Source organism: Myxococcus dinghuensis (assembly GCF_024198235.1).
GTDB lineage: Bacteria > Myxococcota > Myxococcia > Myxococcales > Myxococcaceae > Myxococcus > Myxococcus dinghuensis.
In genome coordinates this window covers 1-19,467 of the sequence record NZ_JAKCFB010000007.1, presented here as the reverse complement: position 1 = coordinate 19,467, position 19,467 = coordinate 1, and the positions used below count along the sequence as shown (strand labels likewise).

The following is a 19,467-nucleotide window of genomic DNA, read 5'->3' as shown; positions in this document are numbered from 1 at the left end:
GTCCGAGCGATGTCAATATCCAGAAGTCCCCTCTCCTCGCCGCGCATGAGCCGCCCTCCACCTCCCTTCGTCGCCGCCTTCACCGCCCTGCCCGAGCCGGCCTACGTCCTGGACGTCGCGGGCCGCATCGTGGCGTACAGCATCAGCGGGGCCCGCGCGTTCGCCCGGTCGGTCGACGAGCTGGACGGCCGGCACTGGGGCGAGCTGGGGCTCCCCCTGGAGGACGCCGCGCGGCTGGAGGGAGCGCGCTCGCGAGCGCTGGCCACCCGGCAATCCCTCTCACTGGAGCTGACGTGGCCCACCGACACGGAGCCCCGGCGTCACGCGCTGGTGGTGACGCCGCTGCCCACGGAGGAGCTGGTGCTGGTGACGGCCCGGCCCCTCACGGAGGCGGAGGCGGTGTACTCGCGCGCGCTGGAGCTGGAGCAGGCGTCGCGCGCGGAGGTGGAGCAGGCCGAGCGCCGCCGCTCCTTCCTCTACCAGGCGATGACGACGCTGTTCACGCATCCGCCGGACCCGCAGGGCATGTACACGCTGCTGGCCCACCTGGCGGTGCCGGACCTGGCGGACTGGTGCCTGGTGGACGCCATGGAGCAGGGGCCGTGGGTGTCGCGCGTGGCGGTGGCGTGCCTGGACCCGACGCAGCAGGAGCGCGCGGCGACGCTGCCTTCGCGCACCGAGCTGCGCGACGACGCGCCCGTGGGCCTGCTGCGCGTGCTGCGCACCGGGGAGCCGGAGCTGGTCCCGGCGGTGACGGACTCGCTCCTGCGCGCGGCGGCGGCGGAGCCCGCGCACCCCGCGCTCCTGCGCACGCTCCAGGCGCGCTCGTACATGATCATCCCCCTGCGCGCGCGCGGGAACACGCTGGGCGCCGTCACCTTCGTGTCGTCGGGCTCGGGGCGACGCTACGGGCCGGATGACCTGGCGCTGGCGGAGGACCTGTGCCTGCGCGCCAGCCTCGCCATCGACAACGCGCGGCTGGTGGGCGAGTCGCGGCGCGCGGCGCGGGCCCGCGAGGACCTGCTGGCCGTCGTGTCGCACGACCTGAAGAACCCGCTGGGCGTGGTGCAGCTGGGCGCCGCGCTGTTGATGCGGGGGCCGGGCGCGCGCCCCGGGGGCGAGAGCGTGGCGAAGCAGGCCACGCGCATCCAGGACGCGACGGACCGCATGTCCCGCCTCATCTCCGACCTGCTCGACTGGGGCCGGCTGGAGGCGGGCGGCCTGCCCCTGGAGGTCGGCGAGCACTCGCTGGCGGAGCTCGTCACCGAGGCGGTGGAGTCCATCCGCCCGCTCATCGAGGCCAAGGGGCTGCACCTGCACGCCCAGCCTCCGCCGGAGGACGTCCGGGTGCGCTGTGACCGGACGCGGGTGCTCCAGGTGCTGGGCAACCTGCTGGGCAACGCGGTGAAGTTCACGCCCACCGGCGGGGACCTCCTGGTGAGCACCACGGTGCGCGAGGGCGAGGTGGGCGTGCGGGTGCACGACACGGGCGCGGGCATCACCCCGGAGGCGCTGCCCCACATCTTCGACCGCTACTGGCAGGCGCGCGACGCGGCCAGCCGGGGCACGGGGCTGGGGCTGGCCATCGCCAAGGGGTTGGTGGAGGCGCACGGCGGGCGCATCCACGCGGAGAGCACGCCGGGCGGGGGCAGCACGTTCTCCTTCACGCTGCCGGTGTCCGGCGTGTCCGCCGCCCCGCATTCCGCGCGCCCCCGCCCTCACGTGGACGCCTGACGAGGACGCGTCCGGGTAGAGTCCCCCGGACATGCCCACCACGGAGCCGCTTCCCACCGCGTTCATGCTCGCCGTCTGCGGCGCGCTCCTGGCGCTGAGCGTGCTGTTCAGCCGGGCCTCCGGCCGCTTCGGCATCCCCGTGGCGCTGCTGTTCCTCGGCGTGGGCATGGCGGCCGGCTCCGACGGCCCGGGCGGCATCGAGTTCGACAACTACGCCTTCGCCTTCCGCCTGGGCACGGTGGCGCTCGTGCTCATCCTCTTCGACGGCGGCATGAACACGCCGCTGTCCGCCATCCAGGCCGCGCTGAAGCCCGCCGCCGCGCTGGCCACGGTGGGCGTGGTGGCCACCGCCGCGCTGATGGGGCTGGCGGCCCACCTGCTGTTCAACTTCAGTTGGGTGCAGGCGCTGCTGCTGGGCGCCATCGTCTCCTCCACGGACGCGGCGGCGGTGTTCTCCGTGCTGCGCGGCAGCGGGCTGCACCTGAAGCGGCGCGTGGGGACGACGCTGGAGCTGGAGTCGGGGTTGAACGACCCCATGGCCGTCATCCTCACCACGGGGCTGACGCGCACGCTGGCCAGCGGGACACCTCCCGGGTGGGACCTGCTGGTGGAGGCCGTGGTGGAGATGGTGGTGGGCGCGGGGATGGGCATCGCGCTCGGGTGGGGCGCGCGGCTGCTCCTCAAGCAGCTGCGGCTGCGCGTGGCCGGGCTGTACCCGGTGATGACGCTGGCCCTGGCGCTCCTGTCCTTCGGCCTGCCCACGCTCCTGCACGGCAGCGGCTTCCTGGCGGTGTACATCGTGGGCATCGCGCTGGGGAACGAGAGCATCCGCTACCGCTCCGGGCTCCTGCGCGTGCACGACGCGCTGGCGTGGCTGTCCCAGGTGCTGATGTTCCTGGTGCTGGGGCTGCTCGTGTACCCGCGCAACCTGGTGGACGTGGCGTGGGTGGGGTTGGGGCTCGGCCTCTTCCTGGCGTTCGTGGCCCGGCCCGTGGCGGTGGCGCTGTGCCTGGCGCCGTTCCGGTTCCCGTTCGGGGAGATCCTCTACACGGGCTGGGTGGGGCTGCGCGGCGCGGTGCCCATCATCCTGGCCACGTTCCCGGTGCTGGCCGGCACGCCGGGCGCGCGCGACATCTTCAACGTCGTGTTCTTCATCGTCGTGGTGAACGGGCTGGTCCCCGGGGCCACGGTGCCGTGGGTGACGCGCAAGCTGGGCCTCGCGGCCAACGTGCCGGAGCCACCCCAGGCCGTGCTGGAGATCGCCTCCACGCAGCTGCTCAAGGGCGAGTTGAGCTCGTTCTACATCGGGCACGCGTCGGCCGTGGCGGGCGAGCGGCTGGCGGACCTGCCCTTCCCTCCCGGCTCCGCGGCGATGCTGCTGGTGCGCGGCCAGGAGCTGCTCGCGCCCAAGGGCGACACGGTGTTCCAGCCCGGGGACCACGTGTACGTCTTCGGCCACGCCGAGGACCTGCCCCTGCTGCGGCTGCTGTTCGGCCAGCAGGAGGACGAGTAGCGCTTGCGCGAAGGCAGCAAGTTCCACCAAGTCCGCGGAGGCCTCGCTCCCTACCCTGCACCCCTCTTTTCCACGGAGGAGTGCATCGTGTTCGACCACATCGGAGTGAAGGTGAAGGACCTGGACGCCAGCGTGCGTTTCTACACCGCCGCGCTCGCGCCGCTCGGCTACGTGCTGTGCACGCGGGACGACTCCAGCGCGGGCTTCGGCCCGCCCGGCGAGCCCGCGCTGTGGCTCTACGCGACGCCGGGCCTGAAGAACCCCGGCACCCACGTCGCCTTCCGCGCGTCGAAGCGCGGCGCGGTGGACACCTTCCACGCCGCCGGGCTCGAGGCGGGCGGCAGCGACAACGGGCGCCCGGGCGTGCGCACGGACTACAGCCCCACGTACTACGCCGCGTTCCTCAAGGACCCGGATGGCCACAACGTCGAGGCGGTCATCCTGGAGTAGCGCCGCGGAACGAGGCCCCGGCGGACCCCACGCGCCGCCGGGGCCCTGCGGCCCACCGTTCCCCTGCCCGATTGGTTCTCAAAGCAAGACACGGAGGGGCCGGCGCCGGGCGGATTCGGGTCGATTGCTCCGCCCGCGGGTCCGTGCGAGGAAGCGGGGCATGTCCTTCCTGCATCAGGCGCTGGTGTTCCTCGGCGCCGCGGTGGTGTCCGTGCCGTTGTTCAAGCGGCTCGGTCTGGGCTCGGTGCTCGGGTACCTGGCGGCGGGGGCCATCATCGGCCCTTCGGGGGCGCGGCTCATCGGCGACGTGGAGAACGTGCTGCACTTCTCCGAGCTGGGCGTGGTGCTGCTCCTGTTCGTCATCGGCCTGGAGCTCCAGCCCACCCGCCTGTGGGGCATGCGGCGCACCGTGTTCGGCCTGGGCGGCGCCCAGGTGGTGCTCACCGGCGCGCTGCTGGCCGCCGTGTGCTGGCTGTTCGGCCTGTCCCCGGGCGCGGCCATCATCGCCGGCTTCGGGCTGTCGCTCTCCTCCACCGCCTTCGCCCTGCAACTGCTCGCCGAGCGCAACCAGCTCACCACCGGCTACGGGCGGCTCGCCTTCGGCATCCTGCTGTTCCAGGACCTGGCCGTCATCCCGCTGCTCGCGCTCCTGCCGCTGCTGGGGCACGCCAACGCCGCGTCGCCGGAGGCCGGCTGGCTCACCGGGCTCAAGGTGGTGGCCGTGCTCGTGGGCGTCGTCCTCTCCGGCCGCTTCGTGATGCGGCCGCTGTTCCGCGCCGTCGCGTCCTTCCACAGCCAGGAGCTGTTCACCGCGACCGCGCTGCTCGTCGTCGTGGGCACCGCGTCGCTCGTCAACGCGGTGGGCCTGTCCATGGCGCTGGGCGCGTTCCTCGCCGGCGTGCTCCTGTCGGAGTCCGAGTACCGCCACGAGCTGGAGGCCGACATCGAGCCCTTCAAGGGCCTGCTGCTCGGCCTGTTCTTCATCGCCGTGGGCATGTCCGTGAACCTGGGGCTCATCGTCGCGCGGCCGGTGCTCGTCACCGGGCTGGTGCTCGGCCTCGTGGTGCTCAAGGGCGCGGTGCTGTACGGGCTCGGCCGCTGGAGCCTGAAGCAGGACGAGCCCGCGCTCAGCCTGGGCGTGGTCATCTCCCAGGGCGGCGAGTTCGCCTTCGTCCTCTTCGCGCTCGCGGTGTCCTTCCACGTCATGGAGCGCGAGCTGTCGGAGCTGCTGGTGGTCGTGGTGGGCCTGTCCATGGCCACCACGCCGCTCTTGTACGCGGCCTACGAGCGGTGGGGGCGCCCGCGCTTCCGGCAGCAGGTCGCCGCGCGCGAGTACGACGTGGCGCCCCAGGAGGACCACCCGGTCATCGTCGCCGGCTTCGGGCGCGTGGGGCAGGTGGTGGGCCGGCTCCTGCGCGCCAAGCGCATCGGCTTCACCGCCATCGACGCCAGCCCCGAGCACATCGACTTCATGAAGCGCTTCGGCAGCCAGGTGTTCTACGGCGACGCGTCCCGCCTGGACCTGCTGCGCGCGGCCCGCGCCGACAAGGCCCGCATCTTCGTCGTCGCCATCGACGACGTGGAGGCCTCCGTCCGCACCGCGAAGACGGTGAGGGAGCACTTCCCCCACCTGGTCATCTTCGCGCGCGCCCGCAACCGCGTGCACGCGTACCGCCTGCTCGACCTGGGCATCGAACACGTCATGCGCGAGACGTTCTCCGGGAGCCTGGAGATGGGCGGCGAGGTGCTCCAGTCCCTGGGCCTCACCTTCTCCGAGAGCCACCGCGTCATGGAGCGCCTGCGCGACCACGACGAGAAGCTCCTGCGCGACACGGCCCGCTTCCACGGCGACGAGGCGAAGCTCATCGAAATCGCCACCCGCGCCCGGAAGGAGCTGGAGAGCCTCTTCGAGCAGGACGACGCCGACCAGAAGAAGTCCGCCTGAGCGACGGCGCCCCACCCGTCCCAGGGCCCCGAGCATCCCCTCCGGAAGTCCCGCCTCGGTGCGCCCCGGGGTGCGCCCCCTCCCTCGCTCGCCAGGCCCCCTGGGTCGTCCCGCATCCACCCCCGGCACATTCCTCCGCTGGAAGTGCGGACCTCACGGGCTCGACGCATCTTTCAGGCGTCACGGTCCAGGAAGCCGGGGGCCCGCGCGTGGGGGACAGCGGGAGCCCCTCGCGCCCGGCGAGGAGCGGGGTATGGTTCTGCCCGGATGCGTTTCTGCCTCACCGCAGCTCTCATGTTCGCTCCCTTCCGCGCATCGGCCCACGCGGAAGCCTCGGCGCTGGCCTCCGTGCGCGCGGAGGAGGCGGAGCTGAGCACCGGCGGAGGCCTGCTCACGGGCGGAAGCACCTTCGACCACGGCCGCACCGGTGACACGTACCTGGCGAGCGTCACCACCGCGCGCTACCTGCTGGGCGGGTTCACGCTCGACGGCGGCCTGCAGTCGCTGCTGCCCCTGGAGCAGGGCACGCGGGGCGGGCGCACGCGGCTGAGCGCCCGGCTGGGCTACACCGGGGCGCGGTGGAGCCTGGTGGTGGGCGCGGTGCTGGGGCTGGCGTACACCGCCCACCCCCACTTCGAGGCGCTGCCCACCGCGCGGGGACTGTACCGGCTGGGTGACACCACCGCGCTGGAGGCCGGCCTGTTCGACGCCCAGGGGCAGCTCCCCGGTCACGTGGGGGTGTCGTGGCGGGGCCTGGGGCTCGGGTATGTCTTCCCGCTGGGAGGACGTGCCCGGTGGGACATCCCCGTGGCGCCGCGCGCCAGCCTCCGCCTGGAGGGCGCCCTCTTCCAGCACCGCGACGTGCGCACCACCCTGGTGACCCTGGGGGTCGTGGGCCGCCCCAGCGCCGCGAACCGGACTCCGTCCGGACGAAACGTTTCCCCGCCGGGCTTGGAGAATGAAGCCTGAGCACCTTCGAGACTCCACGACGCATGCCCCCCTCCTCCGCCAAGAAGCGCCAGCGACCCCAGGCACCGCCCGCCGCCGAGGTGCCCGGTGTACCGCTCCATGCGCTCCTGGAGGGGCTGCCGGACGCCTTCTTCACGCTCGACGCCGCCTGGCGCTTCTCCTACGTCAGCCCGCGCATGGCGGAGCTGCTCGACGGGTCCGCCGGCCTGGGGGACGACCTGCGCCGCGCGTGCCCCGCCGTGCTGGAGCTGCGCCGCCACCTGCGCTTCGAGCAGCCCGCCACCGAGCAGGTCGCCGCGCGCTTCGAGCACGACTGGCCGGGGCGGGACCTGTGCTTCGACGTGCGCGCGCGCACCGTGACGGGGGGGCTGCTGGTGCACTGCCGGGACATCACCGGCGAGCGCCGCGTGCGCGAGGAGCTGCGCCGCGCGAGCGAGGTGTTCCGCGCCATCCACGAGGGGACGACGGACGCCATCTACACGAAGGACCTGGAGGGGCGCTACCAGCTCATCAACGTCGCCGGGGCGCGCGCGGTGGGCTACGAGGTGGGCGACATCGTCGGGCACACCGACGCGGAGCTGTTCGACCCGGACGTGGCGCGGGTCAACGCGGCCAATGACCGGGAGGTGCTCGCCTTCGGCCGCACCGTCACCTACGAGGACGCGCAGCCGGGCGTGGAGGGCCCCCGCACGTGGCTGTCCACCAAGGGCGTGCTGCGCGACGCGGACGGCAAGGTGGTGGGCCTGTTCGGCATCAGCCGCGACATCACCCAGCGCAAGTGGGCGGAGGAGGAGGCGCGCCGGCACTCCGAATTCCAGGAGCAGTTGATGGGCATCGTCAGCCACGACATCCGCAGCCCGCTGGGCGCCATCATGAACTGGTCGCGCATCATGGCGGAGGCGGGCACGGCGGAGGACGCGCGGCGCACGGCCCAGCGCATCGCCACCGGGGCGGTGCGCATCGAGCGGCTCACCCGCCTGCTGCTGGACTTCACGCGCACGCGGCTGATGGGCGGGGTGGCCATCGAGCCCCGGCCGGTGGACCTGAAGGACCTGGTGGCGCGCGTGGCCCACGAGTTCCGCGTGGCCTACCCCGAGCGCGCCATCGAGGTGGAGGCCAAGGGCAACACGCAGGGCATGTGGGACCCGGACCGGCTGGGCCAGGTGGCCTCCAACCTGCTGGAGAACGCGCTGAAGTTCGGCCCGCCGGAGGAGCCGGTGAAGCTGACGGCGCGCGGCGGGCGGGGCAACAAGGTGGCGCTGGAGGTGCAGAACGGCGGGCGCCCCATCCCCGCGCACCTGCTGCCGCACCTGTTCGAGCCGTTCCGCAGCGGCCCCCAGGCGTCGCGCACGCTGAAGATGAGCTACGGCCTGGGGCTCTACATCGTCCGGGAAATCGTCCAGGCGCACGGGGGCACCATCGAGGCGCGCTCCTCGGAGGAGGAGGGCACCACGTTCGAGGTGACGCTGCCGCGGCGCTCGCTGCCGGCGCGGCCGCCCAATCAGTCGATTCCGCGCGTCCCCCGCTCGGAGCCCAGGTAGCGCTGGAGCAGCGCCGTCAGCTCCGCGCCGTCGAAGGGCTTGGTGAGGTAGTCCGTGCAGCCGCTCTCGAAGCCGGCCTGCACGCTGGCGGGCTCCGCGCGGCTGCTGCACAGGATGATGGGGGTGTGGCGCGTGGGCTCGCGCTCGCGCAGCGCCCGACACGTCTCCAGGCCGTCCAGGTGCGGCATCATCACGTCCAGGAAGACGAGGTCCGGCGTCTCCGCCCGCGCGCGGGCGAGCGCCTCCACGCCGTCACGCGCGACGAGCGTCTCGTAGCCCCGCTCGCCCATCATCATCTGGTGCAGCAGCAACACGGTGTTCGAGTCGTCGACGAGCAGGACCTTCTTGCGTCGCATGGCACCTCCCGGTGGAGGTCAGGGTGAGGGGGACTGGCACAACTGGCGCAGGTGCATCAGGCGCGGCGGGCCCATGCCCAGGAAGCGCACGCCCATGCCGTGGGGGCGGCCAGGCCCCACGCGCGCGGAGAAGGGGTTGGACCACGCCACCACGCCCGGGGACTCCAGCACCTCGCCCGTGGTGGGCAGGTGGATGCGCAGCGCCACCGCGGTGCCGGCGCGCGCGGGCACCAGCGTGCGGATGAAGAGGCCCGCGGGGCTCATGGCGAAGGAGACGCCGGACAGCCAGGACAGGCCGCGCGGCCCCGTCTCGCCGAACTCCACCGGGCAGCAGAAGGACACCCGCTCCTCCACGCGGAGCGACGCGCCCTCGCGCCCCAGCAGCGCGTGGACGCGCGGCAGGACGGCGGCCGCCCGGAAGCCCTCGCCCACCTCGAGCGTCAGCGACGGCACGCCCTCCAGGAGCTCCCTCGCGCGGGGGCTGGCGCGCATCCACGGCGCGCTCGCGGGCCCACCGGCCGCCACCAGCAGGTGCGGGGGCGCGCCGTGCTCCTGCAGCCGCGAGGCGACCCCCGCCACCGTGGCGCCGTACAGCAGGTGGTGGCCACACGCCTCCAGGTGCGCGCCCAGCCCGTCCCACGCCCGGGCCCCGCTGGCGCCGGCCAGCAGCACCACGCGCGGCGTGTAGCGGGACGCGGGAGGAGGCACGGCGGACGCCAGGAGCGTCGCGAGCCGCGCGCGGGCGGCGCCCTCACCCACCGGCGTCAGCAGGCAGTCGTCCACGCCCTCCGCGTTGGCCAGCTCCAACACCTCCGCGGGGGTCTCCGGCTCCGCCACCAGGACGAGGGGGGCGCCGCCCAGCCCCAGCCGCGCCTTGAAGGCGCCCGGTGGGCCGTGCACCGGGAGCTGCCGCCAATCCACCAGCACCAGCGAGGGGCGCGCGCGGGACGGCTCCGGAGCGGCGGGCACCTGCACGGCGTCCCAGCCCAGGGCCCGCGCGGCACGCGACAGCGCCAGCCAGGGCTCCCCCACCGCCCCCACCCACAGCACCCGAGCGGGCGCCGCGCTGGACGACGGGCGGACCTGGCTTGAAGCCATCCTCATGTGCGGTGCCTCCGTGTCGACTCCCCCGGCCCGCCCTGCGCGTCCTCTACCCGTCAGATACGGGAATCCGCCACCCGCCGAACACTCCCCCTGGAGGGATTCCAGGGAGAGATGAGAAATACAGGACAGAGCGCCCGCATCGTGCACGGAGTCATGCGGGCGCGTGAGGGGCGGTGCGGGCCAACCTCAGACGCGGGCGACGTTGACGCCCGAGTCCACCGCCTGCAGCTCGTCGCCGAACGAGACGTCGACGGTGCCACCCGCGGGCGGATCATACGGAGCGCGGCCCACCTGCTTCGTGCCGAAGCGGGGCAGGAAGGGCGCCACCACGTACGAGCGGAAGCACCAGGCGAAGAAGCTCACCGGCCGCAGGTCCGGGTGGATGGCGCCTTCAATCTTGGCGTGCGCCTCCGGCAGCAGGCTCCAGTGCAGGCCCGGCGTCTCGTGGTGCACCGCGTGCAGGCCGTTGTTGAAGAGGAAGAAGTTGATGAGGCGACCGGTGAAGCTGCGGCTGTGGTCGTGGTCGCTCCAGGGGTCCGCGTGGACGTGCTGGATGTAGTTGAAGAACATGATGGTCCACAGCGAGAAGAACGCCGGAATCAGGAAGGCGAAGGCCCAGATGCGCAGGCCGCCCTGGACGCCGTGGAGGAAGATGGCCAGCGCGACGAGCGCCGCGTGGGTGCCGCCCCAGACGACGTACTGGAGGACGATCTGCCGGAACAGCGCGCGGTTGCGCGTGCGCGCCTTCTCGATGAAGGCCTTGGTCGGCTCCTGCTGCCAGTAGGTCGAGACGAAGGGGAAGAGGAAGGCGACGAGGAAGTTGTGCTTCTTCGAGTAGCGCCAGGTGATGGTGGCGTCGCCCGCCTTGTTGACGAACTTGTGGTGGTTCAGGTTGTGCGTCGGAATCCACACGAAGGTGGGGTAGCCGTAGAAGAGCGACAGCCACATGCCCATGGCCTCGTTCATCTTCCGGCTGCGGAAGGTCGGGCAGTGGTTGTGGTTGTGCGCGATGACTCCCGCGGAGAGCGCCAGGTAGCACGCGAGAGGGCAGAGGTACGGAATGAGCGTGGGGGCGGCGTACATCGAAAGGGCGACCACGGGCATCGCCAGGCACCAGATGAGGGTGCGCACGTCGGCGCTGTATCGGAGCATGGGCGGCAGTGTGCCTGATGCCTCCGTTTGGAACCAAACTCCTTGCAGTGCGTGTTGGGAAGGGCCCGCTCCGCGCCTCGGTATGTAGGGGGCGGGCCCTGAGAGGCCCACCCCGCCACGGGTATCACCGCAGGTGGGTCCCGAGGAGCGACAACAGGCCATCCAGGGGAGCCGTGGCGGTGGCCAGCCCGGCCTCGTCGACGACGCGGGGCATGCCGTAGACGACACAGGAGTCCTCGGATTCCGTGAGGACGGTGCCGCCGGCGTCACGGATGGCGCGGGCGCCCGCGAGGCCGTCGTCCCCCATGCCGGTGAGCACCAGCCCCACGGTGGCGCCGCCCCAGGCCTTGGCGGCGCTCTCGAAGAGGACGTCGACCGAGGGGTGGTGGGGCATGCGCATGGGATGACGGTCCAGGCGGGCCAGCGTGCGCTCGCCCTGACGCTCCACCTTGAGGTGCTGGCCCGCGCGCGCCAGCACCACGCGGCCGGGCCGCAGCTCCAGGCCCTGCTCGGCCTCCAGCACCTCCAGCGCGCACTGCGCGTCCAGGCGCCGGGCCACGGCCTCCGTGTAGCCCGCGGGGATGTGCAGCGCGAGGGCCATGGGGGCCGGGAAGTCCGGGGGCAGCATGGACAACAGTCGTGTCAGGGCCTGGGGGCCTCCGGTGGAGGTGCCCACCACCACGAGGTTGCGCGCGGGCCCGCTCACCACGACGGGCGGCGCGGCCTCCCGCGCGGACGGGGGCGGCGCGGACGGACGCGCCACCGCGGTCGCCGCCGCGCGGACCTTGGACACCAGCTCCTCGCCCAGCTCGTAGAGGCGGTCGGTGGCGAGCGCCGTGGGCTTGTGCACCAGCTCCACCGCGCCGGTCTGCAGCGCCGTCACCGCCAGCTCGCTCTCCTCGCCCGCGCTGCTCACCACGACGACGCGCGGCGCGGAGGGCATGGAGGCCAGGGCCCGCAGCACGCCCAGCCCGTCCAGCCCCGGCATCACCAGGTCGAGGGTGACGACGTCCGGGGTCAGCTCCACCAGCTTCTCCAGGGCGTCCAGGCCGTCGCGCGCGGTGCCCACCACCTCCAGGCCCTCCGCGTGGGAGAGCACCTGGCGCAGCACCTTGCGGGCGAAGGCGGAGTCGTCCACCACCAGCACGCGAATGGGAGGGGACGTCGTCATCCGGTGGCCTTGCCGTAGAAGAAGGCGCCGCGCCGCTCCTCGCAGCGCAGCGCGGTGCCGAAGCGCAGCAGCGATTCGGAGGAGCCGACGAGGAGCTGCCCGCCCGGCCGCAGCGCGCGGGTGAGCGACTCCGCCACGCGGCGCGCGGTGTCGTCCTGGAAGTAGATGAGGACGTTGCGGCAGAGGATGGCGTCGAAGGCGCCCAGCCCCGCCACGGCCACCGGGTCCACCAGGTTGACGCGCTTCCACGTCACCGCGTCCACCAGCTCGCGCCGGGGACGGGCGCGGCCCTCCACCACCTCCAGCCACCGCCCCTCCACGCCCGGGGGCAGCGCGCGCAGCGCGCGCAGGTTGTGCTCGCCCCCCCGCGCGCGCTCCAGGGCGCGCGTGCTCAGGTCGCTGGCCACCAGCTCCACGCCGGACAGGACCTTGCGGTCGGCCAGCATCATCGCCAGCGTCAGCGGCTCCTCGCCGGTGGAGCACGCCGCGCACCAGACGCGGGGGCGCCGTCCCTCGCGCACCGCCGGGGCGAGCACGTCCTCCACCAACACCATGAGGGGCTGCGCCTCGCGGAAGAAGTACGTCTCGTGGACCAGCAGCGAGTCGACGAGCGCGTCCAGCGCCTCCGAGCCGGCCGGGTCGTACCGGAGGAAGTAGTAGTAGTCGAGCAGCGAGTCGAAGCCCGCCTCCAGCGCGCGTCCGGACACCTTCTCCCCGAGCAGCTCCCGGTCCTCCGCTCCGTAGTGGAGGCCGGCGCGCTGCTCGATGAGGGCCGCGAGGATGGCGAACACCTGGGGCGACAGGGGCAACGAGGGCATGGGGTCCTCGTCACCGCCCCAGCGCCACGGCGCAGGCCCGACGCACCTCGGGGTCCTCGTCCCGCAGGGCCGCGCGCTCCAGCGCGTCGCGCGCCTCGGGCGTGCCCAGCGCCCCCACCGCGGGCGCGACGGCCCGGCGGCCCATGGGGCTGGCGGACTCGAGCGACTGGAGCAGCGCGGCGCGGGCGTCCGCGCGGCGCATGCGCGCCAGGGCCGCCACCAGCAGGGGCGCGGTCACCTCGTCCGCGGCGTCCAGCGCGGCGAGCAGCCCGGGCAGCCGCCCGTCCATGGGCAGCGCCAGCGCGCTCACCACGCGCTCGCGCAGCGTCATGTCGCCCAGCAGCGACACCAGGGCCTGCGTGGCGGGCAGGCCGGGGCGCGTGGCGAGGAAGCCCACCGCGGCGCTGCGCACGCTGTCGTCCCGGTCGCTCGCGGCGCGCAGGAGCGCGGGCAGCGTCTCCGGGGACTCGTACTCCGCCACGGCCGACAGGGCCACCAGCCGGGTGGCGGCGTCCTCGGAGGACAGCGCCTCCAGCAGCACCGGCAGCGCGTCCTGGCGGCGCGCCACGCCCAGGCCCAGCAGGGCCGCGCGCCGCACGTCCGCGTCCGCGCTGGACGCCGCGCGCCGCAGCGCCATCATCGCGCTCTCCGTGTGCATGTGCGCCAGCGCGTCCACCACCGCCACGCGCACCTGTCCGGCGTCGTCGTCCGCCAGCGCGACGATGGCGTCCGCGGCGGCCTCCTCGTTGAGCTTCCCCAGCGCCTGGCACGCGTAGTAGCGCACCCACGGGTCGCGGTCGTTGAGGCCGCCCAGCAGCGTGGAGGTGGTGCGCGCGTCCTTCTCCGTCTGGCCCAGCGCGCGCATCGCCGCCGCGCGCGTGCGCTCGGACTCGTGCGTGGCGGCCGTCAGGAGCGCGTCCACCGCGCGCGGGTCCTCGATGAAGGGCAGGCCGTAGATGGCCGCGTCGCGCAGCCGATCGTCGGCGTCGCGCATGGCGGCCAGCAGCACCTCCAGGCCGCGCGGGTAGCCGAAGTAGGAGATGATGCGCAGCGCCGCGCGCCGCAGCCGCGCGTCCGGGGAGCGGGCCGCCTGGAGCGCGAGCGCCTCCGTGGCCTCGCTGCCCAGCGACTGGATGGCGCCGGTGGCCGCCTGCACCACGCGCGGGTCGTCGTCCACCAGGCGCTGGAAGAGGGCCGGCACCGCCGCCGGGTCGCCGATGCGCGACAGCGTGTCCGCCGCCAGCGCGCGCACGGAGGCGTCCCGGTCCTCCAGGCACACCAGCACGTCCGGCACCGACGCGGCCCGGCGCCCCACCAGGGGCAGGAGCACGCGCCGCCGGGCGCTGTCGCCGTCGCGCAGCGACTGCAGGATCTGCTCGTCCGCGTCCGCGCCCAGCTCCGCCAGCGCGCCCGCCGCGGACCGCGCCACGGACGGGTCCGGCCCGTCCAACAACCTGAGCAGCCCCGCGGCCGCGTCCTGGCCTCCCACCCAGCCCAGGAGCCGCGCCAGCGCGGTGCGCTCCGCGGAGTCCGCGCTGCTCACCGCGTGCGCCAGCTTGCGCCCCAGCGACGCCAGCTCCGGCCCGCCGCGCAGCGCCGCCTGCACCGCGCGCGCGCCGCCGAAGCGCTGCACCTGCGCCTCGTGGATGTCCACCAGCGCCACCGCCGCCACGCGCACCAGGGCGTCGTTGCCCCGGCGCAGCAGGCCCACCAGCGCCGGCACCGCCGCGTCCTGGCCGGTGCGCCCCAGCGCCCGCGCCGCCTCCATGGCGTAGAAGGGGTCCGCCAGCAGCCCCAGCAGCGCGGGCACCACCGCCGGGTCACCGCAGCGGCCCAGCACGTCGATGGCGGGGAAGATGCGGAAGAAGTTGCCGCTGCCCAGCGCCGCCAGCAGCGCGTCCACCGCCGCGCCACCGCCGATGCGGCCCAGCGCCTCGATGGCGGCCACCGCCACGTTGTCGTCCGCGTGGACGGTGAGCCGCGCCAGCAGCGACACCGAGCGCCGGCTGCGCCGCCGGCCCAGCACCTGCGCCGCGTCACAGACGATGGCGGGGTTGTCGTCGTCCGCGAGCGACTCGAGTGACGCCTCCACGTCGCCGGTGGACGCCACCAGCGACTCGACCGCCGCCGCCAGCCGCGTCTCGCTGTCGCGCCGCGCCCGCAGCACCTCGCACAGGGGCACCACCGCCGGCGTGCCCAGCCGCGCCAGGGCCGCCACCACCGCGCGCCGCACCGCCCAGCTCGGGGTGTCCAGCCCGGCCACCAGGCCGTCCAGGCTGCCCACGCCGCGCCGGGCCAACTGCTCCACCGCCTCCACCCGCTCGCGGTCGTCCGGCGACAGGGACAACAGGGGAGAGGTCATCGCCGAGGCCGAAGAGGAGGTCGTCATGCCGTTCGCTCCGGGTTGCGCGAGGCGGCGGCATCCCGGGGGGGCGCCTCCCCCAGGAGCGTGCTGCTCAACCTCGACAGCCCCTCCACCTGCTCGCCCTGGATGCGCGACAGCGCGCCCAACCGGCCCGCCATCTCGCGAAGCTCCGACACGCCGGCCGCCGCCGCCCGCGCCTGCTGCGTGGTGGTGCCCGCGATTTCGCGCGTGCGCGAACGCATCTCCTCCACGCCCTTCTGCAGTCCCTCCGTCAGCGTGGTGGCCTCCACGCTGGCGCGCGCCACGGCGGCCACGCCCCCGGCCTGCCGCTGCGCGGAGGTGGAGAGGCTGGAGAGCGCCTCCGACTGCTCGTCCAAGGCGCGCGCGGTGCCCTTCGCCACGCGCCGCACCTCGTCCGCGGCCTTCACCAGCGCGGAGAGCGCCTGCGCCTGTTCGTCCGTGGCCCGCGTCACCGCCGCCGCCAGCTTCGCCACCTGGCGGCTGGCCGCCTCGCCCTGCTTGAGCGCGCGCGCCTGCTCCGACATGCCGCGCGCGGACTGGGCCACCTCCTTGCGCGTCTCCTCCATGGCCTTCGTCACCTCCGCGGCCGCCTTGGCCTGCTCGGACAGCCCGCCCAACGTGCGCTGGGTGGAGGTGGCCAGGTCCTGCGCCAGCGCCCCCACGCCCGACACGTCCTTGCCCTGCGCGACCACCAGGGCGCTCACGCCCTGCACCAGCTGGCGCATCTGCAGCGCGCCCTTGGACATGTCCACCGCCGCCGCGGCCTGCTCCTGCACCGCGCGCGACACCTTCTGGGCAATCTCCGCCAGTTGGCCGTTGGAGCGCACCATGTCGCGCAGCGCGCGCGCCTGCTCGGCGGTGGCCTGCGTCGTCTGGCGCGCCATGCGCCGCATCTCCGAGCCGCCCTGCGCCAGCGCCTGCGCGGCCTGGGCCTGCTCCGCCGCCGTGGTGGCGATGACGCGGCCCTGCTCGCTCAGCTTCACCGTGCCCTGCGCCAGCGACTGCACCGCCTGCACCTGCTCCCCGGTGGCGCGGCTCACCTCGCGCACGTTCGTCCCCAGGTCGTCCACGCCCTTGAGGATGCTGCTCAGCGCCCGCTCCGCGTCCGCCGCCAGCGACGCGCCCTCGTCCGCCGCGCGCACGCCCTCGCCGGTGGCCAGGGTCGCCTCGCGCGCGGTGGTCTGCAGGCCGCGGACGATCTTCGCCACGTCCGAGCTGGCCGCCGCCGCCCGGTCCGCCAGCGCGCGAATCTCCTCCGCCACCACCGCGAAGCCGCGCCCGTGCTCCCCCGCGCGCGCCGCCTCGATGCTGGCGTTGAGGGACAGGAGGTTGGTGCGGTCGGCGATGAGGTTGATGGTCTGGACGATGTCGCCAATCTCCTCGGCGCGCTTGCCCATCTCCTTCATGACGCCGGAGGACTCGACGATGGACTGGCGGATGCGCGAGAAGCCGGCGATGGAGCGCGCCACCGTGGCGCCGCCGTCGCGCGCGGTGACGCCCACGCGCTCCGCCGTGGTGCGCGCCTCCTCCGTCATCTGGGCCACGCGCCGCGAGGACACCTCCAACTGGCCGGACGCGCTCGCGCTCGTCGACGCCAGTTGGTTGATGGACTCGGACGCGCGCGCCACCGCCTGGGCGGAGCGCGCCATCTGCTCGATGGTGGCCGCGTTGGCGTCCACCACGGCGGCGTTCTTCTCCGCGGTGGCGGCGACCTCCTCGACGCTGGCGGCCACCTCCTCCACCGAGGACGCGGTGGAGGCCGCGTGGGACTCCAGCATGCGCGCGTTCTCCGCCACGCCCCGCACGCTGCGCGCCAGCTCCTCCGCCGTGGACGCCGTCTCCTCCACGCTGGAGGCCATGTGCGTGGCGTCGCGAGTCACGTCCCCCAGGGACTTGCCCAGCCCCACCACGGCGCCCGCCACCTGCGCCACGCGCTCGCCCACGGCCTGGGCGTCCGCGGCCAGCCGGGAGATGCCCTTGGTCATCTCCTCCATCGTCGCCGCCACCTGCTCGGTGGACGCGGCGCCGGACTGGTTGCGCGAGACCAGCTCCGCCACGTTGGCGCTCATCTGCGTCATGGACGCCAGGAGCTGCTCGCTGGAGGCGGCCAGGTCCTCCGCGCTGGTGTTGACGCCCTTGACGGAGCGCGACGCCTGCTCGAGCGTCGCGGCGGTGGTGTCCGCCTCCGCCGCCAGGTGGGCCGCGTCCTTGCGCATGCTCGCCACCGACGCGCTGACCTCCTGCACGGCGCCCGCGGTGGACTCGGCCTCCTGCTGCACGCCGCGCGCGGACTCGCTCACCGAGCGCTGGTTGCGCAGGAGCGACTGCATGCCCTGCCCCGTCGCCTCGACGCGGGCGGCCACCTCCTCCAGCGCCGCGCGCACCTGCTCGGAGGCGGCCGCCTGCTCGTTGCCCGTGGCGGACAGCCGGCTGGCGAGCGCCTCCACGTCCTGCACCAGGGTGGCGCTCTCCCGAGCCCCCCGCGTCGCGCCCTCCACCAACCCCCGCACGGCCTCCTGCCCCGCCGAGCCGCTACCGCTTTCCGTCGCCATCCGACGTCTCCTCCCCGATGACCCGGGGGAAATCGATGAGCATCACCAGCCGGGGGCCCACCTGGGCCACGGCCTTCACGAAACCCTGGGCGCCCTCCATCACCAGCGGAGGCGGAGGCTTGAACTGCCCTGGGTCCAGCTTCAGCACCTCGCGGGCGCTATCCACCAGCAGACCCACCGTCCGCTCCCCGAGCCGTCCCACCACCACGCGCGAGTCGAGCGAGCGCTCCACGGGCGGCAGCCCGAAGCGCGTCCGCGCGTCCACCACGGGGATGACCCGGCCGCGCACCTGCACCAGCCCCGCGACGTGGGCCGGCGCCCCGGGCACGGGCGTGGCCCCGGTGAAGGACTCCATCTGCAAGACCTCCGACGCCGGCAGCACGTACTCCGCGCCGTCCACCTTGAACACGACGTGCAGCACGCTCATGACGCGCGCTCCTCTCGTCCGCCTGCGCCCTGCCGCCGCGCCGCGCCCAGCGTCGCCAGGTCCAGCACCAGCGTGGGCCGTCCATCCCCCAGGTCGGTCGCCCCCGCCACCCCGGGGACCCGCACGAGCGGGTCCTCGAGCGGCCGCAGGACGATCTCCTGCTGCCCCACCAGCCGGTCCACGCCGAACGCGACCAGCTCCCCGCGCTGCCGCACCAGCACGCCCCGGGCCGGCACGCCGGCCCCGTCACCCGAGGCCACGCCCAGCAGGCGCGCCAGCGGCACGAGCGGCACCGCGGCGCCACGCCGCTCCACCAGCGTCACGCCCTGGGAGCCCGCCGGCCGCACCACGCGCCCGGGCTCCACGTCGAACAGCTCCTCCACGGAGCCCACCGCGACCGCGTAGCGCAGCCCCGCGCACTCGAAGACGATGGCGTCCAGCAGGGTGATGGTCAGCGGCACGCGCAGCAGGAAGGTGGAGCCGGCGCCGGGGCGCGTCTCCAGGTGCAGCTCCCCGCCCAGTTGGTCGACGACGATGCGGCGGACGATGTCCATGCCCATGCCGCGCCCGCTCGTCTCCGTGACCGCCTCGCGCGTGGAGAAGCCCGGCCGGCACAGCAGCTCCAGCAGCGCGTCCCCCGCCCGCGGCGCCTCCGCCACGCCCGCGCGCCGGGCCACCGCCGCCGCGTCCACGCCCCGCCCGTCGTCCTCCACGGTGAGGTCCACCCAGCCGCTGGCGCGCGCGTGACAGGCCAGGCGCACCCGGCCCTCCGGCGGCTTGTCCGCGGCGCGGCGCTCCTCGGGCGTCTCCACCGCGTGGTCCACGGCGTTGCGCACCAGGTGCACGAGCGCGGGCAGCAGCCGGTCCGCCACCGCCTTGTCCAGCTCCGTCTCCCCCACGTCCAGCTCCAGGCGCACCGCCTTGCCCGTGCTGCGGCGCAGGCCCCGCACCAGCAGCGGCAGGCGCTCCAGCACGTCGCCCACGCGCACCATGCGCAGGCGCAGGATGGCCGCGCGCATGTCGCGCAACTGCCGCCCGTTCTCCTGGAGGATGGCGCGCAGCTCGCGCGTGGGCGCCCCCGCGGCCGTCAGGTCCGCCACCGCGCGCTGCAGCCGCGAGCGGTTGACGACGAGCGAGGCCAGCCGCTCCAGCGCCTCGTCCAGCCGGGACACCTCCACGCGCAGCGTGCCGCCCGCGCGCCGCGACTCCTCCGGCTCCTCCTCGACGCGCTCCGCTTGCGCCTCCACCGGCGGGAGCGGGGCCGCCGCGGCGGCGACGGGCGCGGGCCGGGGCCCGGCCAGCGCCACCACGCTCGCGGGCGCGCCCCCGGCCGCGTCCAGCAGCGCGGC

Annotated in this window: 15 protein-coding genes; 6 read left to right on the top strand and 9 right to left on the bottom strand. The window is 74.4% G+C overall.

Annotation, left to right across the window (positions count from 1 at the left end; genetic code table 11):
* Positions 1–45 precede the first annotated feature (45 nt).
* From LZ198_RS12205 to LZ198_RS12180, 6 genes are all read left to right on the top strand, one after another.
* Positions 46–1,734 (top strand): sensor histidine kinase, encoded by a 1,689-nt coding sequence (locus LZ198_RS12205; protein WP_253972102.1) that lies wholly within the window; start codon positions 46–48, stop codon positions 1,732–1,734.
* A 31-nt stretch (positions 1,735–1,765) separates the two neighbouring features.
* The gene (locus LZ198_RS12200) at positions 1,766–3,247 is read left to right on the top strand and encodes a potassium/proton antiporter (RefSeq protein WP_253972101.1); all 1,482 of its coding nucleotides are present in this window, start codon (positions 1,766–1,768) and stop codon (positions 3,245–3,247) included.
* An 87-nt stretch (positions 3,248–3,334) separates the two neighbouring features.
* Positions 3,335–3,697, top strand: coding sequence for a VOC family protein (locus LZ198_RS12195; RefSeq protein ID WP_253972100.1), 363 nt, complete (start codon positions 3,335–3,337; stop codon positions 3,695–3,697).
* 160 nt (positions 3,698–3,857) lie between these two features.
* Positions 3,858–5,642, top strand: a complete 1,785-nt coding sequence (locus LZ198_RS12190) for a monovalent cation:proton antiporter-2 (CPA2) family protein (protein ID WP_253972099.1) — start codon at positions 3,858–3,860, stop codon at positions 5,640–5,642.
* Positions 5,643–5,936: 294 nt separating this feature from the next.
* On the top strand, positions 5,937–6,611 hold the full coding sequence (locus LZ198_RS12185; RefSeq protein ID WP_253972098.1) for a hypothetical protein: 675 nt from the start codon (positions 5,937–5,939) through the stop codon (positions 6,609–6,611).
* Between the two features lie 23 nt (positions 6,612–6,634).
* Positions 6,635–8,152 (top strand): sensor histidine kinase, encoded by a 1,518-nt coding sequence (locus tag LZ198_RS12180; protein WP_253972097.1) that lies wholly within the window; start codon positions 6,635–6,637, stop codon positions 8,150–8,152.
* Here LZ198_RS12180 and LZ198_RS12175 read toward each other — a convergent pair.
* The 9 genes from LZ198_RS12175 to LZ198_RS12135 all read right to left on the bottom strand — a co-directional run.
* Positions 8,113–8,508 (bottom strand): response regulator, encoded by a 396-nt coding sequence (locus LZ198_RS12175; protein ID WP_253972096.1) that lies wholly within the window; start codon positions 8,506–8,508, stop codon positions 8,113–8,115. The two genes, LZ198_RS12180 and LZ198_RS12175, sit on opposite strands and share 40 nt — an antisense overlap.
* 18 nt (positions 8,509–8,526) lie before the next feature.
* Positions 8,527–9,612, bottom strand: coding sequence for a PilZ domain-containing protein (locus LZ198_RS12170; RefSeq protein ID WP_253972095.1), 1,086 nt, complete (start codon positions 9,610–9,612; stop codon positions 8,527–8,529).
* Positions 9,613–9,798: 186 nt separating this feature from the next.
* Positions 9,799–10,764 carry a fatty acid desaturase family protein gene (locus tag LZ198_RS12165; protein WP_253972094.1) on the bottom strand — a complete coding sequence of 322 codons (966 nt, stop codon included), beginning with the start codon at positions 10,762–10,764 and terminating at the stop codon, positions 9,799–9,801.
* A gap of 124 nt (positions 10,765–10,888) precedes the next feature.
* On the bottom strand, positions 10,889–11,935 hold the full coding sequence (gene cheB / locus LZ198_RS12160; protein WP_253972093.1) for a chemotaxis-specific protein-glutamate methyltransferase CheB: 1,047 nt from the start codon (positions 11,933–11,935) through the stop codon (positions 10,889–10,891).
* The gene (locus tag LZ198_RS12155; protein ID WP_253972092.1) at positions 11,932–12,753 is read right to left on the bottom strand and encodes a CheR family methyltransferase; all 822 of its coding nucleotides are present in this window, start codon (positions 12,751–12,753) and stop codon (positions 11,932–11,934) included. Before LZ198_RS12155 ends, cheB begins: the two co-directional genes overlap by 4 nt.
* Before the next feature lie 10 nt (positions 12,754–12,763).
* Positions 12,764–15,142, bottom strand: a complete 2,379-nt coding sequence (locus LZ198_RS12150; RefSeq protein ID WP_253972091.1) for a HEAT repeat domain-containing protein — start codon at positions 15,140–15,142, stop codon at positions 12,764–12,766.
* Positions 15,139–17,691: a methyl-accepting chemotaxis protein gene (locus LZ198_RS12145; protein ID WP_253972090.1), complete on the bottom strand. Its 2,553-nt coding sequence runs from the start codon at positions 17,689–17,691 to the stop codon at positions 15,139–15,141. Before LZ198_RS12145 ends, LZ198_RS12150 begins: the two co-directional genes overlap by 4 nt.
* Entirely contained in the window at positions 17,672–18,118 is a 447-nt protein-coding gene (locus LZ198_RS12140) for a chemotaxis protein CheW (RefSeq protein WP_253972089.1), read from the bottom strand. The genes LZ198_RS12145 and LZ198_RS12140 overlap by 20 nt, the downstream gene beginning before the upstream one ends.
* The coding region (locus LZ198_RS12135; RefSeq protein WP_253972088.1) for a chemotaxis protein CheA at positions 18,115–19,467 on the bottom strand (1,353 nt) is incomplete at its 5' end. The genes LZ198_RS12135 and LZ198_RS12140, both read right to left, overlap by 4 nt.

Bases quoted from the DNA above. Each gene is read 5' to 3' on its own strand.
- LZ198_RS12170 (WP_253972095.1), bottom strand. From the start codon at position 9,612: ATGAGGATGGCTTCAAGCCAGGTCCGCCCGTCGTCCAGCGCGGCGCCC.
- LZ198_RS12140 (WP_253972089.1), bottom strand. From the start codon at position 18,118: ATGAGCGTGCTGCACGTCGTGTTCAAGGTGGACGGCGCGGAGTACGTG.
- LZ198_RS12185 (WP_253972098.1), top strand. From the start codon at position 5,937: ATGTTCGCTCCCTTCCGCGCATCGGCCCACGCGGAAGCCTCGGCGCTG.
- LZ198_RS12150 (WP_253972091.1), bottom strand. From the start codon at position 15,142: ATGACGACCTCCTCTTCGGCCTCGGCGATGACCTCTCCCCTGTTGTCC.
- LZ198_RS12175 (WP_253972096.1), bottom strand. From the start codon at position 8,508: ATGCGACGCAAGAAGGTCCTGCTCGTCGACGACTCGAACACCGTGTTG.
- LZ198_RS12200 (WP_253972101.1), top strand. From the start codon at position 1,766: ATGCCCACCACGGAGCCGCTTCCCACCGCGTTCATGCTCGCCGTCTGC.
- LZ198_RS12155 (WP_253972092.1), bottom strand. From the start codon at position 12,753: ATGCCCTCGTTGCCCCTGTCGCCCCAGGTGTTCGCCATCCTCGCGGCC.
- LZ198_RS12145 (WP_253972090.1), bottom strand. From the start codon at position 17,691: ATGGCGACGGAAAGCGGTAGCGGCTCGGCGGGGCAGGAGGCCGTGCGG.
- cheB (WP_253972093.1), bottom strand. From the start codon at position 11,935: ATGACGACGTCCCCTCCCATTCGCGTGCTGGTGGTGGACGACTCCGCC.
- LZ198_RS12190 (WP_253972099.1), top strand. From the start codon at position 3,858: ATGTCCTTCCTGCATCAGGCGCTGGTGTTCCTCGGCGCCGCGGTGGTG.
- LZ198_RS12205 (WP_253972102.1), top strand. From the start codon at position 46: ATGAGCCGCCCTCCACCTCCCTTCGTCGCCGCCTTCACCGCCCTGCCC.
- LZ198_RS12180 (WP_253972097.1), top strand. From the start codon at position 6,635: ATGCCCCCCTCCTCCGCCAAGAAGCGCCAGCGACCCCAGGCACCGCCC.
- LZ198_RS12165 (WP_253972094.1), bottom strand. From the start codon at position 10,764: ATGCTCCGATACAGCGCCGACGTGCGCACCCTCATCTGGTGCCTGGCG.